Raw genomic sequence first — 12,710 nt, 5'->3', positions numbered from 1 at the left:
TTTCATTTAATGAAATATTTCTCGTAATCCCCAACAAGAGTATAACACAATTATATAAATAATGTATACTATTTATTTCTTTTTGTTTGTGTGAATACATTATTTCCTTATTAATATTTCATTTTAGGCGCATTGAGAAAAACTTTCACGAAAATGTGAATATTAATTGACAAATGAATATCATTTCTTTAGTATAGGTTGGGACGGATACTCTCTTATCCCGAGCTGGCGGAGGGACAGGCCCGATGAAGCCCAGCAACCTCACTTGTATTGGTAAACACAAGTGAATAGGTGCTAAAACCTGTGCGAGGCTACAGGTCTCGAACGATAAGAGCGAAGGGCAAAAAGCAGTATGCAAGTAGCAAATTAAACCTTTCCTCTCTATTATGTAGGAAAGGTTTTTCTGTATGCTTGTGTGGGAGAATAAATGTATGTCGCAATCTGTGGCAAATTAAGGATGAGTTCCGTACAATATATACAATTACTGTAGGGAGGTTTACCACATGACAAAAAAACGTCATCTGTTCACATCTGAGTCTGTAACTGAAGGACATCCAGATAAAATTTGTGACCAAATTTCTGATTCAATTTTAGATGCGATCTTATCAAAAGACGCAAATGCACGTGTAGCTTGTGAAACAACTGTAACAACTGGTTTAGTATTGGTAGCGGGGGAAATTACGACTTCTACTTACGTAGATATTCCAAAAATCGTTCGTGAAACAATTCAAGGCATTGGTTACACACGCGCAAAATACGGATTCGATGCAGAAACTTGTGCAGTTTTAACATCTATCGATGAGCAATCTGCTGACATCGCTATGGGTGTTGACCAAGCGCTAGAAGCACGCGAAGGTCAAATGACTGACGCTGAGATTGAGGCAATTGGTGCAGGAGACCAAGGTTTAATGTTTGGTTTCGCATGTAATGAAACACAAGAGTTAATGCCACTTCCAATCTCGCTTGCTCACAAATTAGCTCGCCGTTTAACTGAAGTACGTAAAAATGATACATTATCATACCTACGTCCGGACGGAAAAACGCAAGTTACAGTTGAGTATGATGAAAATGGTAAACCAGTACGTGTTGATACTATCGTAATTTCTACACAACATCACCCAGATGTTACATGGGAAGAAATCGATCGCGACTTAAAAGAGCACGTAATTAAAGCTGTAGTACCAGCAGAATTAATCGATGGAGAAACAAAATTCTTCATTAACCCAACTGGCCGCTTCGTAATTGGTGGACCACAAGGTGATGCTGGTTTAACAGGACGTAAAATCATCGTTGATACTTACGGTGGATACGCTCGCCACGGTGGCGGTGCATTCTCTGGTAAAGATGCAACAAAAGTTGACCGTTCTGCAGCATATGCAGCTCGTTATGTTGCGAAAAACATCGTAGCAGCTGGTCTTGCTGAAAAAGCAGAAGTACAACTTGCATACGCAATCGGTGTAGCACAACCAGTATCAATTTCAGTTGATACATTCGGCACTGGTAAAGTATCTGAAGACGTACTAGTAGAACTAGTTCGTAACAACTTCGATCTTCGCCCAGCTGGTATTATTAAAATGCTAGACTTACGTCGCCCAATTTACAAACAAACAGCAGCTTACGGCCACTTCGGACGTACTGATGTAGATCTAACATGGGAACGTACAGACAAAGCTGCAGCTTTAAAAGAGCAAGCTGGTCTATAATATATGAAAAAAAGCTTTGCGCAGTGAGCGCAAAGCTTTTTTTATTTCGTTTTACTTATCATTTGAATGCATGATTTGCAATACACTTCGCCTTCTAGCTCAATATACTTTTTTATATTCGTCATACCATTTGCCGGAAGCGGCATATGAATCCATGCTTTTTCATATGTTTGTATTTCTTTTTGGCATGATTTACAAACAGTTGGCTTTTTTTGAAACATGTGAAATCACCCTTTCATTTGACGTGCTTTACCCGCGCAAAAGGCACTGCTTAGTAAAAATAGTGTTGCGCATATAATACTTACTAATGTAGCGTATGGAATTGCGCCTTTTAGAGAAAAGCCGACAGTGATGGAAGCGATAAATAAGAGGATGAATGTTGTTGTTAATTTTTTGTATAGTTCCATAATAGGTAGACCTCCAATTTATTTTTTAGTACAAGTTTTAAAATTGAATTCTATGTATGTAGAAAATATAAAGAGTAGCTAAAGGTGTGTAGTCTAAGGAGTATAAGAAAGTGCACTTTCCTTTTTGTGGGTTATTATACTTATATTGTATCATGGCGCATTGTTGGCTTCATACATAATTGTGTAAAGATATGTATGATAAAATGAAGAAAAGTCTTTAAGAAAGGAAAGATGAAAAAATGAGCGTAACCGAACATAAAAAACAAGCGCCAAAAGAAGTGCGCTGCAAGATCATAACGATTTCTGATACACGTACAGAAGAGACAGATAAGAGCGGACAACTATTACATGAACTATTAAAAGAAGCAGGCCATACAGTGACATCTTATGAAATTGTAAAAGATGATAAAGAAAGTATTCAGCAAGCGGTGTTAGCTGGTTATCATAAGGAAGATGTAGATGTTGTATTAACAAATGGCGGAACTGGTATTACGAAACGTGATGTCACAATTGAAGCAGTATCAGCGTTATTACATAAAGAAATTGTTGGATTTGGTGAGTTGTTCCGCATGATTAGTTATTTAGAAGATATCGGAAGTAGCGCCATGTTAAGTAGAGCGATCGGCGGCACAATTGGGCGCAAAGTAGTCTTTTCAATGCCAGGGTCTAGCGGAGCGGTTCGTCTTGCGATGAATAAATTAATTTTACCGGAATTAGGTCATATTACATTTGAGCTGCATCGCCAATGAGTAAATGGGCTGGAATTGTATTGGCAGGCGGTATGTCGAGTAGATTCGGTGAGCCGAAAGCGTTAGCGAGCTGGCAAGGGAGTACGTTTATTGAGCATATTTTGAAATTGATGACAAGTGCGCTCCAAGAAGTTGTAGTCATTAGTCACTCCGATATAAAAGAGCGAGTAGAGCAACTCGTACAAGTTCCTGTTATAGAAGATATTCCGCATTATAAAGGAAACGGCCCACTTGCTGGAATTGTATCAGGAATGGAATACATAGAAGCTGATTGGTACGCTATTATGCCATGTGATGCGCCAAATGTTTCGCATGAGTGGTTTACCATTTTATTAGAGCAAACAAGCAATGAATATGATGCGGTTGTACCTATTATTAATGGAAGAAAACAACCGTTACTTGCAGCGTACCATAACCGCGTGAAAGAAAAGATTTATGCTTTGCTTCAAGAAGAAAAAAGAAGTATGGGTCAGCTTTTATCACAATGTAATGTGAAATATATTGCTGGTGAAGATGTACAAGCAAATGCGGATTGGTTTATAAATGTGAATACGAAAGAAGAATATGTGCAGGCTCAAAAAGACCTTTCAAATGAATGAAAGGTTTTTTTGTATACAGAAATTGGGGAACAATTACTGTATAAAGGTATGTGAGTAAGTTGATTTTAAGGGGAATTCTTAAAATCACTATACAGAGTAAAAATACTGTATAACCATATTTTAATTTTTATGGGTTTTTATTACAAGTCTATTTAGTTATGTTTATTTTTGTTATAATGAATATAGGAATAATATAATATTTCACCTTGTGTATCATTTATCCGACTTTAATGGGCAGTAAGATCCCCACCTCAACATTCAGGAAAAGCAAAGAAGTTAGGTGGGGGATCAACTGCCCATAAAAGTCCGATTGGTGAGGGCTGATAATCAGTGGGGGATGAAGAAAACCCCCACTGATTAAAGTTTCACTTTATTTAAGTAAATTTTACAATTGTATAATAAACTCCCTTCGTTTTTTGAAGGGAGTTTTTCTATTTAAGCAAGCAACTCTGATTCGTTATGCTGAAGGACTTCTTCATATTGGTTAAGCAAGCCACGAAAGATCTCATCCCAGCTTTTTGATTTCACATAAGATAAAGCTGCTATTCCCATCTGCTCCAGTTTTTCTTCATTTTGCAATAAAGAATAAATGGATGATAGAAATGCGTCCTCATTTTTGGGCGGACAAAGAACTCCCGTTTTTCCATCCGTAATAATATTTTTAACCCCGCCACTATTTGCACCGATGACAGGTGTGCCGCATGCAAGCGATTCAAGTACAACATTTCCAAATGTTTCAGTAGCTGATGGAAATACCATCATGTTAGAACAAGCATATGCTTCAGCTAAATCTTTTCCTTGTAAATATCCAGTAAAAGTAATATTTGTGCTCGGAACAGATTCACGCAAATTTTTTGCTAGCGGACCGTCTCCCGCGATGAGCCAATGAATGTCGTTTCGATTATGCGTCGTTTTCACGATAAGGTGTTGCAACGTATCAATATCTTTTTCAGGAGCAATCCGTCCAACATAGGAAAGGACATACTTCGCTGTAATATTATATTTTTTTCGGAATAGGTCTGTATTGTAAGATGGATGAAAGAGTGTGCAATCTACACCACGTCCCCATATGGAGAGGGCCTGAAAGCCTTTATTTTTTAGTTGGTGTAACGTTTCAAAGGAAGGAACGAAATTTTTTTGCATATGACTATGAAACCATTTTAAATAGTTCCAAAGCATATGAGAGAGAAATTCGATTTTGTAATAGCGTAAATAAGCATCGAAATCAGTATGATAAGAACCGACAACTGGGATGTTTAACTTTTTGGCATAATACAATCCACAAAGTCCCATGTTGAAAGGTGTAGCAATGTGAATCATGTCAGGTTTAAAGGAAAGAAGTTCTCGTTTAATGCGCGGAGTAGGAAAAGAAAAGCGGCATTCTGGATATAATATTGTTAACGGGATACTTCTCATCTTGTTCACATTCGCTACGAAATCATCTTCAGCTGTATGCTGAGGGGCGAAAACAGAATAGGCGATCTTTTCTTTCTGAAAATAACGTGTTAATCGTTCTAATGTTTTCGCAACCCCGTTGACTTGTGGTGTAAAAGTATCGGTAAAAATGGCGACTCTCATCATATCACTCCTTTATGTGAAAAGTGGGATGAATTGATAAAAAGAGATGATGCCAGAGCAAGTGCCGAGGCACATACCGACGAATACATCAGACGGATAGTGAAGCCCTAAATAAATACGAGAAATACCAACGCATAATGCTAACGGTAATAGAAAAACAAGTAAGTTTGGATTATAGCAAATAAATGGAATAAAGACAGAGAAAACGGCTGTTGTATGACCAGATGGGAAAGAGTGGTCTTGTAATGGATGAACTGGATATTTTGCATCCTGAATTGTTAAATAAGGACGTTTTCGTGGATACCATCTTTTTAATATTTGCACAGGAATATGGCTAATTGCTAACGAAATAGCAGTTGCAATTGCAGCTTGATGCAAAGTTCCACTTGCGAAAATTAAAAAGAACAGTGTGAGTGCGATAGAGAAAGTCGCGCCACCGATATGAGTAATATTGCTGAAAAAGATATTTAATGTTTTTTGATCAAAGTAGCGGTTAATTCCTCTAAAAATGTAACATTCTATTTTATATAATCCACTGACCTTCATGAAAATTCTCCTCCCTCATCTACATATATATGGAGATATTAGCTTTTATTTTAATAAGATTTTGTTGAGGGAGTAATAATGTTTTGTAAAGAAAAAGTTAGATTTTATATAAAAAAACTGCCAGTATTATGGCAGCAGTAAAATCATTTTTGTAGTGATTTATAATATTGACCTTTTTCAACGTATTGCGTGCGAATTCGCTCCATGTCTTTACGGTCTTCTTCTGTTAACTCACGAACGACTTTCGCTGGACGACCGAAAGCTAGCGTGTTCGGCGGAATTTTCTTTCCTTGTGAAACGAGGCTTCCAGCACCGATAAAGGCTCCTTCGCCAATTTCAGCACCATCTAATATAATAGATCCCATTCCAATTAAAGCGTCTTTTTTTATATGACAGCTATGTAAAATCACTTGATGTCCAACTGTAACATCGTCTTCTAAAATAAGAGGATATTGCGGGCTTTGATGAAGTGTACATTGGTCTTGTACATTTACCCGGTCTCCAATAATTGTCGGTGACACATCACCACGTATGACTGTATTAAACCAAATACTTGATTCCTCGCCAATTGTCACATCACCAGTAATGGTTACGTAGTCAGCGATAAAAGCACTACTCGCAATTTTCGGATTTTTTTCTTTGTAAGGATATATCATGTAAAGCCTTCCTTTCCTAGAGACTAGTTTCAGTGTATCAAATTATGAGAAAGAGTGAAATGGAGGAGAGCCGTATGTGGAATTATGAAGCTGAGCAAGCAAAGGCTGTCATCGTTATTGTGCACGGCGCAATGGAATATCACGGACGTTATGAAGCTGTTGCGGAAATGTGGAATCATATCGGCTATCACGTCGTGATGGGGGACCTTCCGTCACATGGAACGACTTCAAGAAATAGAGGACATATTGATTCGTTTGATGAATACATAGAGGAAGTTAAATTATGGGTGAAAGAGGCAAGAAAGTATCGGTTACCTATTTTTCTATTTGGTCATAGTATGGGTGGTCTTATTGTCATTCGTATGATGCAAGAGACGAAGAGAGAAGATGTGGACGGCATTATTTTAAGTTCGCCATGTTTAGGTGTATTAGCTGGACCTTCTGCACCGCTTCAAGCTGCCTCAAAAATATTAAATATTATCGCTCCGAAGTTACAATTTGCAACGAATCTTACAGTGGAAATGTCAACGCGTAATCATGAGGTGAGAGATGCGATGGAGAACGATTCATTGTTCTTGCGCAAAGTATCAGTACGTTGGTATAGTGAATTGATTAAGTCTATTGAAATCGCTCATAAAAAAATAGATGATTTTCCAGATGTTCCGCTCTTGCTAATGCAAGCATGTGAGGATAAACTTGTAGATAAAACACGTGTCCGCACTTGGTTTAATAATGTTAAAATAAGTGATAAGGCTTTTAAAGAATGGCCGAATTGTTATCATGAGTTATTAAATGAGTATGAGCGTGATGAAATTTTGAATTATATTCAGTCATTTACTGAAATACGCATCAATAACATAATAGAAACAAATAAGTAAATTATTTGTACATTGAATAGAGGAGATGAAGGAAGAAGTGAACGTACCGAGTAATCCCATAACGCTCATGGCGAAAGTATACCGTGATGTGTTTCCGGTTGTACACCATGAGCTAGCGATGTGGAAAGAGCGTGCCTACCATATTCCGAATGATGAGCTTCATAGTCAGGCAATCGCAAGTATTGAGCATAAAACGTTTCATTGCGAAGGCGGTGGCATTTTAGCACTATTAGCAAATGAACACCGTGAGGAATGTATTCGTTTTATCGTCGCATATCAAACGATTAGTGACTACTTAGATAATTTATGTGATCGCAGTACATCACTTGATCCGAATGATTTTGCCGCACTGCATGAATCTATGTTAATGGCATTATCACCTGAAGTAGAAGGTGGCGGTAATTATTATCGCTATCGTGATGATCAAGATGATGGTGGTTATTTAGATGAACTTGTTGAAACATGCCAAGATGTTTTAAAGAAAACGAAGCACTATGACAAAATTGCTCCTATTCTTCATGAACTTGCTTGTTATTATTGTGATCTGCAAATTCATAAACATGTGAAATTAGAAGAAAGAGAACCAAGATTACAAACATGGTTTGAAGCACATAAAGAAAACTTACCGGAGATGAGTTGGTTTGAATTTTCAGCATGTGCCGGTTCTACGCTTGGAATCTTCTGTCTTGTCGCATATGCCTTTCATGATGAATTACATGATGAAGATATTGCGAAAATTAGACAAGGATATTTTCCTTACGTACAAGGACTTCATATCTTACTTGATTATTTTATTGATCAAGAAGAAGACCGCATCGGCGGGGATTTGAATTTCTGTAGTTATTATGAAAACGAGCAAGTGATATTAGATCGTATGAAACATTTTGTAGAAGAAGCAGAGAAGAGCATTGGTGATTTGCCTCATGCGAAGTTTCATCGTCTCATAAGCCGAGGATTACTTGGTATTTATTTATCAGACCAAAAAGTATCAGCACAAAAGAATATGCACAAAATGGCACGTCGCATTGTAAAATACGGTGGTCTCACTTCACGATTCTTCTATTGGAACGGGAAGATGTACCGAAAGAAAACGGCGCAGTGATAAAGAAAACCACTCATGTAGAGTGGTTTTTTGTTATAATATGGTAAATGCGGTGGCAGAAATGAAGCAATTGTTTCAAAAGCTATATGACCATATTGAGGTTACATTACTCGTGCTACTCTCCATTTCATTTGTAACTGGAATGTATATGATGATGAATAAAGCCGGTGGTCCTACAACGATGGATTATGTAGCTCAAGTTATTATTGTATTGATTATTATAGTAGATATTGTCTTTTTAATAAGTGGTAGAAAAAAAGAAAATAGTAAATAAAAAAGCATTTGTACAAGGGAGTACAAATGCTTTTTTACTATGAGCGTATTTTTGAAAATACATATATAAGAAGTTCAATCACAAAAATAGCTAAAACAGATAGTCCGAATAAAGGCATGACAGCGCCTAGTATAACCATCATGATAAAGAAAACGAGTATGCTTTTCTTATCTCTTTGCTTTGGCGGTGCTGCTAATTTTCCTTTCGGCTTTCTTGCTAGCCACATTTTTATTCCGTAATAAATAAGAAGTAATAAAGATAATGTCGTTAGTAAGCATAATATTTTATTTGGCCATCCGAATAAATGACCTTCGTGAAGCGGGATACCGTAAGTGAACCATTGCGCAAGTAATCCATAATCACGATAGTCCGTTTTGGAAATGAGCTCTCCGCTATATTGATCAAAATAAGCTGTTATTTCTTCATTTGGTGCAACATGCATACCTGTAATACCGGAACCGCTTGATTTCGAAACAGTGAACACACCTTTTGGATCAGCTGGTAGTGAAATAACATACGGTTTCTTTATTTTAATTCCGTTTCGCAATTCATCGACAGAAATTGCTTTTGGCTCATTCGAATTCGATTCAGGAGGTGCTTCTTTTCTAGTTGCCCACGGCAATTCTTTTACCTTCGATTCAGGCGGTGCCATATACAACTTTGGATATCCGAGTGATTCATTTGACGATGCAATTTTATAAATTTGGTTACCCATAAATCCTGACCATGGCAATCCAGATGCAACTAACAAAACGAGAGGAATTGTAAATATAATACCGATAATAGAATGACGTCGTTTTGCTTTCTCTCGCTTATTGGATGCCGGTGTGTTTTTGAATCGGCGTATACTCATGTACAACCCAGTTACAATTAAAAAGATTGTCCAACATGCCGCAAGTTCTACAGTATAGTTGACGACAGTGCCACCAACTAAAAGAGAACTATGTAATTCCCTCATTATATTGGCAAACGTTTCACTTGCGTTTTGATCCCCAACAATTTGATTATTACTATCTAAATACACATATTTTTGTTGCCCAGTATACTCATTTGTAATCGTAAGTCTCGTATTATAATCCCCATTAAACTCACTAATTTTCGCCACACTATAATGTGGATATTTTTTCTCTGTTAAGGAAATAGAATCAGCCATCGAAATAGATTCTGTTTGAGCACTCTTCCCAAAATATAAATCTTTATAGATGAAATCCTCAACCTCTTCCCGAAATAAATACCCAATTCCGCTCAGTGACAACGTAATAAGAAGCGGCGTAATAAAAAGCCCAGCATAAAAATGCCAACGCCAAAAAATGTAATGAAGCGAACGATTTACTTTCATGCTCTTAGTTCCCCTAACCTTCCCTATATGAATAACTACTTATTTAATATAGCGAGATTAAGTGTGGATACTTTGAAAGAATTGTGAAGAAAGTTAAAAGTTTTGGGGATTTTTATCGGCGAGACATACAATACGCAATGCAAAGCTTAGTTGAATGAATCAGCTCTTCATTTCCTTTTTGTAGCCTAATTTGAAGTGCTTTTTGAAAACAAGTAAGGGCGGTTTGGAAGTCACCTTCATCTAATTTACTTTTTCCGTAATGTTGGTAGAAAAAATCTTCATAAGCGGGTAAGTCTGGCAGTGTTTGTAGAAGTTCGGCAAAGATTGTATTTGCAGCAGAAAAATTTCTTTCCCAATGATATGTATGTGCGAGGCGAAGTTTGTTAATAAAGAGCCCTTGGATGTTGTCTGTTTGTGTGTAATATTCAATGGCCTTCTGTAAGTAATACTTACTGTCAGAAAGGTTGCCAGTGATTCGTTCATAAACACCGATTAATCCGCAGTTTTTCCCATATAACGGTCCTTCATGTAAATGCTCTTTCAAAAGTACAATCCCTTGCTTCATTTCAGCAAGGGATATAGGTTTTTCTCTAAGGTTTTCATCAAACGTGTATCCCATTTCAAAAGGTATATTCATTGGGACCCCCTTATAGTTTCTACATACATCCTAACAACCGCTTTCGCAAGACATTGAGAGGAATCAACAAAATCCTCAATCGCCACCACATTCAAATCAGTACATGCAATAATTGCCGTATCAACTTCCTCTCTCAATTGTAAAACGAGCGCATTCCACAATTCGTGAGCTTTTTCAATCTCTCCAGATTTAATACAAGTAATAATTTGATTAATCATTTCCTGCCATGTTTCATGATGAATGTATTCTATATTCCGCTTTGCAATCCCATCTTGGTAAATACCAGCTTGAACAGTTGCTTCTGTTGCGAGAAGAGCGACTCTTTTTGCAGTTTCAGGAATTGCTTGTAACGTTTCATCGACTATATTTAAAATCGGAACAGAAAGAGAACGCTGTAACTCTTCAAAATAAAGATGCGCTGTATTGCACGGCATAGCGATAAAGCTTGTGCCAGTACTCTCGAGTTTTTGTGCTCCTTCAATAATCGCTTTTTTCATCGCTTCATGATCAAGAGGGCGATCCATGTAAAACGGTGTTGGGCACGAATAGATCATCATATGAGGAAAGTCCATATCATGCTTTGCTCCGTATATTGTTTGGCACTCTGCTACAACTGTATCAACGAATGGTCCAGTTGATTTTGGCCCCATTCCTGCTAGTATTCCGATCATTGTTTCGTCTCCTTCAATATGTAATTAAAAACGTTTTTTGCGAACGATAAAAAGAAATAAGGTAAATAATAAAAATGAATATACGATAGCCCAAGCTGTGAGCCATAGCGTGTGAGTCAGTATATTATAGTTGTATTTTCCAAGCATTAGAAAGCTTTCGACAGGTGGTAAAAACCATAGTAAATCTTTTTTAAATTGGATAGAAGCAATCGTTATAAGCAATATAAATGTAAGGCTAAGCCAAGCAGTGCCTGCTTTTTGAATTATATTTCTAGTAAATAATGTTGCGATTGAAATTCCTAGTATAGAGAAAGACATGTGAGCGAGAAATCCGACTAGAAATAAAGAAACTGTTATTTTTTCATTAAACATTTGCAAAATAATTGGGTAGATTACGGATATAAAAGATAACACAGTACAAATGAGAAGAGCCGTAATGTATTTACCAACGTATAGTGCGGAAATATTATTTGTGTGAGAAATCGTAATTTGCTCTTGTATAGGGTCTTCCGTATGAAAAATTGTGATTGTAATCCAGGCAGATAATAAATAAAGCGCAAGTGCTGTTTCTAAATATGTCGGTACAATAGGAGTCGGTTTATATGCATATACAAAAAGTAAGCTCATGAAGTACATCGCAATAGGAGGGACGTACTTATACGATTTTGTATAGTCGAGAAAGTGATAACGAATAAGAGCAAACATAATAAACCTTCTTTCGATTTAAAAGTTAGGTTGTAGCAGTGTGATAGATGCTTTTTTATGCAATAAAAACTGAAGCATTTCGTTTGTATATTCTTTTTCAATTTGTAATTGAATAAGGTTTTGATTTGAATTGTGTGCAACGTGTATAAAACCGGATTGTTTTTGTAGTTCTATCGCTGAAAATGTTTCGTGAACAATTGCTTCAATATAGACTTGTTCTGCTCCTTTTTGTGCAGAGATATTTTCTGTGATTGTATGATTTGCTAACGTCACAATTCTATCGGCGAAGTTTTCTAATAGTTGTTTTTCGTGACATGTAAATAATACGGATATACCTTGTTGTTTTAATGAGAGTAAAATATGTTCCAATTCTTGCTGAGAGTTCGGATCGAGTCCAGAAAGCGGTTCGTCTAAAATTAATAAATGGACGTCCGTAAGTAATGCTTGCATAATACCGGTTTTTTGTTTCATACCTTTTGAAAAGTTTCGTATAACGGAATGTCTTGCATGAAGTAAATGAAACCTTTCAAGAAGCAGCGGAATTTTATCTTTTACATATTTTGTTGATAAACCGTGAATGCGGCCGAGATGAAATAGATAACCCTCTAATGTAAAACGAATCCCTTCAGGAAAATGTTCAGGTACATAGCCGATTTGTATATGTTCTTTCCTTTGAATTGTCCCCGCCGTATGTGAAATAAAGCCTGCAATTATTTTGAGTAGAGTACTTTTCCAGTCCCGTTCCCGCCAATAATGGCGAGTGCTTCTCCTTCTGGAATGGATAAATCAATGTTGTCTAGTATAAGTGATTTGCCATACTTCTTTTGAATTCCCTTTAGTTCTACTAGCAAAGTTCTATCCTTCTT

15 protein-coding genes, 1 pseudogene and 1 riboswitch are annotated in these 12,710 nt (G+C 36.9%); of the genes and pseudogenes, 6 read left to right on the top strand and 10 right to left on the bottom strand.

Features of this window, described 5'->3' with window-relative positions:
- Positions 1 to 212: 212 nt before the first annotated feature.
- A riboswitch (SAM riboswitch) is annotated at positions 213 to 334 on the top strand.
- Positions 335 to 503: 169 nt separating this feature from the next.
- Positions 504 to 1,703, top strand: coding sequence for a methionine adenosyltransferase (gene metK, locus ACTFNE_RS24280; protein ID WP_000163127.1), 1,200 nt, complete (start codon positions 504 to 506; stop codon positions 1,701 to 1,703).
- Between the two features lie 41 nt (positions 1,704 to 1,744).
- On the opposite strand, the gene ACTFNE_RS24275 is transcribed toward metK, so the two are convergent.
- Together ACTFNE_RS24275 and ACTFNE_RS24270 are read right to left on the bottom strand one after the other, a co-directional pair.
- Positions 1,745 to 1,924 carry a hypothetical protein gene (locus ACTFNE_RS24275; protein ID WP_270705685.1) on the bottom strand — a complete coding sequence of 60 codons (180 nt, stop codon included), beginning with the start codon at positions 1,922 to 1,924 and terminating at the stop codon, positions 1,745 to 1,747.
- 6 nt (positions 1,925 to 1,930) lie between these two features.
- Positions 1,931 to 2,110 carry a hypothetical protein gene (locus ACTFNE_RS24270; RefSeq protein ID WP_000424795.1) on the bottom strand — a complete coding sequence of 60 codons (180 nt, stop codon included), beginning with the start codon at positions 2,108 to 2,110 and terminating at the stop codon, positions 1,931 to 1,933.
- 239 nt (positions 2,111 to 2,349) lie between these two features.
- Between ACTFNE_RS24270 and ACTFNE_RS24265 the strand changes: the two genes are divergently transcribed.
- Together ACTFNE_RS24265 and ACTFNE_RS24260 are read left to right on the top strand one after the other, a co-directional pair.
- Positions 2,350 to 2,859: a MogA/MoaB family molybdenum cofactor biosynthesis protein gene (locus tag ACTFNE_RS24265; RefSeq protein WP_270705687.1), complete on the top strand. Its 510-nt coding sequence runs from the start codon at positions 2,350 to 2,352 to the stop codon at positions 2,857 to 2,859.
- Complete coding sequence (locus ACTFNE_RS24260) at positions 2,856 to 3,458, top strand: molybdenum cofactor guanylyltransferase (protein WP_270705689.1); 603 nt, start codon at positions 2,856 to 2,858, stop codon at positions 3,456 to 3,458. The genes ACTFNE_RS24265 and ACTFNE_RS24260 overlap by 4 nt, the downstream gene beginning before the upstream one ends.
- 435 nt (positions 3,459 to 3,893) lie before the next feature.
- On the opposite strand, the gene ACTFNE_RS24255 is transcribed toward ACTFNE_RS24260, so the two are convergent.
- The 3 genes from ACTFNE_RS24255 to ACTFNE_RS24245 form a co-directional block, all read right to left on the bottom strand.
- Positions 3,894 to 5,036, bottom strand: a complete 1,143-nt coding sequence (locus ACTFNE_RS24255; protein ID WP_270705713.1) for a glycosyltransferase family 4 protein — start codon at positions 5,034 to 5,036, stop codon at positions 3,894 to 3,896.
- A gap of 12 nt (positions 5,037 to 5,048) precedes the next feature.
- On the bottom strand, positions 5,049 to 5,582 hold the full coding sequence (locus ACTFNE_RS24250) for a phosphatase PAP2 family protein (RefSeq protein WP_046198235.1): 534 nt from the start codon (positions 5,580 to 5,582) through the stop codon (positions 5,049 to 5,051).
- A 143-nt stretch (positions 5,583 to 5,725) separates the two neighbouring features.
- Positions 5,726 to 6,238, bottom strand: coding sequence for a gamma carbonic anhydrase (locus tag ACTFNE_RS24245; protein ID WP_046198234.1), 513 nt, complete (start codon positions 6,236 to 6,238; stop codon positions 5,726 to 5,728).
- A gap of 74 nt (positions 6,239 to 6,312) precedes the next feature.
- Here ACTFNE_RS24245 and ACTFNE_RS24240 point away from each other — a divergent pair, with 74 nt between their 5' ends.
- The 3 genes from ACTFNE_RS24240 to ACTFNE_RS24230 all read left to right on the top strand — a co-directional run bounded on the left by ACTFNE_RS24240 (position 6,313) and on the right by ACTFNE_RS24230 (position 8,492).
- Positions 6,313 to 7,116 (top strand): alpha/beta hydrolase, encoded by an 804-nt coding sequence (locus ACTFNE_RS24240; protein WP_000267442.1) that lies wholly within the window; start codon positions 6,313 to 6,315, stop codon positions 7,114 to 7,116.
- 37 nt (positions 7,117 to 7,153) lie between these two features.
- Complete coding sequence (locus tag ACTFNE_RS24235; protein WP_001102457.1) at positions 7,154 to 8,218, top strand: tetraprenyl-beta-curcumene synthase family protein; 1,065 nt, start codon at positions 7,154 to 7,156, stop codon at positions 8,216 to 8,218.
- 61 nt (positions 8,219 to 8,279) lie between these two features.
- Positions 8,280 to 8,492 carry a hypothetical protein gene (locus tag ACTFNE_RS24230; protein ID WP_270705716.1) on the top strand — a complete coding sequence of 71 codons (213 nt, stop codon included), beginning with the start codon at positions 8,280 to 8,282 and terminating at the stop codon, positions 8,490 to 8,492.
- 37 nt (positions 8,493 to 8,529) lie between these two features.
- On the opposite strand, the gene ACTFNE_RS24225 is transcribed toward ACTFNE_RS24230, so the two are convergent.
- The 5 genes and pseudogenes from ACTFNE_RS24225 to ACTFNE_RS24205 form a co-directional block, all read right to left on the bottom strand.
- Positions 8,530 to 9,831 carry a PepSY-associated TM helix domain-containing protein gene (locus tag ACTFNE_RS24225; RefSeq protein ID WP_270705692.1) on the bottom strand — a complete coding sequence of 434 codons (1,302 nt, stop codon included), beginning with the start codon at positions 9,829 to 9,831 and terminating at the stop codon, positions 8,530 to 8,532.
- A 112-nt stretch (positions 9,832 to 9,943) separates the two neighbouring features.
- Positions 9,944 to 10,468, bottom strand: a complete 525-nt coding sequence (locus tag ACTFNE_RS24220; RefSeq protein ID WP_270705693.1) for a hypothetical protein — start codon at positions 10,466 to 10,468, stop codon at positions 9,944 to 9,946.
- A complete protein-coding gene (locus tag ACTFNE_RS24215; RefSeq protein WP_270705695.1) occupies positions 10,465 to 11,139 on the bottom strand; it encodes an aspartate/glutamate racemase family protein in 675 nt (224 codons plus the stop codon). The genes ACTFNE_RS24220 and ACTFNE_RS24215 overlap by 4 nt, the downstream gene beginning before the upstream one ends.
- A 24-nt stretch (positions 11,140 to 11,163) precedes the next feature.
- A complete protein-coding gene (locus tag ACTFNE_RS24210; RefSeq protein WP_270705696.1) occupies positions 11,164 to 11,844 on the bottom strand; it encodes an ABC transporter permease in 681 nt (226 codons plus the stop codon).
- Between the two features lie 18 nt (positions 11,845 to 11,862).
- A pseudogene (locus ACTFNE_RS24205) lies at positions 11,863 to 12,695 on the bottom strand (ABC transporter ATP-binding protein).
- Positions 12,696 to 12,710 lie beyond the last annotated feature (15 nt).

Source organism: Bacillus cereus group sp. MYBKT111-2 (genome assembly GCF_051915205.1).
Lineage (GTDB): Bacteria > Bacillota > Bacilli > Bacillales > Bacillaceae_G > Bacillus_A > Bacillus_A paranthracis.
This window is presented reverse-complemented; position numbering and strand designations above follow the sequence as displayed.

Bases quoted from the DNA above. Each gene is read 5' to 3' on its own strand.
- metK (WP_000163127.1), top strand. From the start codon at position 504: ATGACAAAAAAACGTCATCTGTTCACATCTGAGTCTGTAACTGAAGGA.
- ACTFNE_RS24275 (WP_270705685.1), bottom strand. From the start codon at position 1,924: ATGTTTCAAAAAAAGCCAACTGTTTGTAAATCATGCCAAAAAGAAATA.
- ACTFNE_RS24270 (WP_000424795.1), bottom strand. From the start codon at position 2,110: ATGGAACTATACAAAAAATTAACAACAACATTCATCCTCTTATTTATC.
- ACTFNE_RS24265 (WP_270705687.1), top strand. From the start codon at position 2,350: ATGAGCGTAACCGAACATAAAAAACAAGCGCCAAAAGAAGTGCGCTGC.
- ACTFNE_RS24260 (WP_270705689.1), top strand. From the start codon at position 2,856: ATGAGTAAATGGGCTGGAATTGTATTGGCAGGCGGTATGTCGAGTAGA.
- ACTFNE_RS24255 (WP_270705713.1), bottom strand. From the start codon at position 5,036: ATGAGAGTCGCCATTTTTACCGATACTTTTACACCACAAGTCAACGGG.
- ACTFNE_RS24250 (WP_046198235.1), bottom strand. From the start codon at position 5,582: ATGAAGGTCAGTGGATTATATAAAATAGAATGTTACATTTTTAGAGGA.
- ACTFNE_RS24245 (WP_046198234.1), bottom strand. From the start codon at position 6,238: ATGATATATCCTTACAAAGAAAAAAATCCGAAAATTGCGAGTAGTGCT.
- ACTFNE_RS24240 (WP_000267442.1), top strand. From the start codon at position 6,313: ATGTGGAATTATGAAGCTGAGCAAGCAAAGGCTGTCATCGTTATTGTG.
- ACTFNE_RS24230 (WP_270705716.1), top strand. From the start codon at position 8,280: ATGAAGCAATTGTTTCAAAAGCTATATGACCATATTGAGGTTACATTA.
- ACTFNE_RS24225 (WP_270705692.1), bottom strand. From the start codon at position 9,831: ATGAAAGTAAATCGTTCGCTTCATTACATTTTTTGGCGTTGGCATTTT.
- ACTFNE_RS24220 (WP_270705693.1), bottom strand. From the start codon at position 10,468: ATGAATATACCTTTTGAAATGGGATACACGTTTGATGAAAACCTTAGA.
- ACTFNE_RS24215 (WP_270705695.1), bottom strand. From the start codon at position 11,139: ATGATCGGAATACTAGCAGGAATGGGGCCAAAATCAACTGGACCATTC.
- ACTFNE_RS24210 (WP_270705696.1), bottom strand. From the start codon at position 11,844: ATGTTTGCTCTTATTCGTTATCACTTTCTCGACTATACAAAATCGTAT.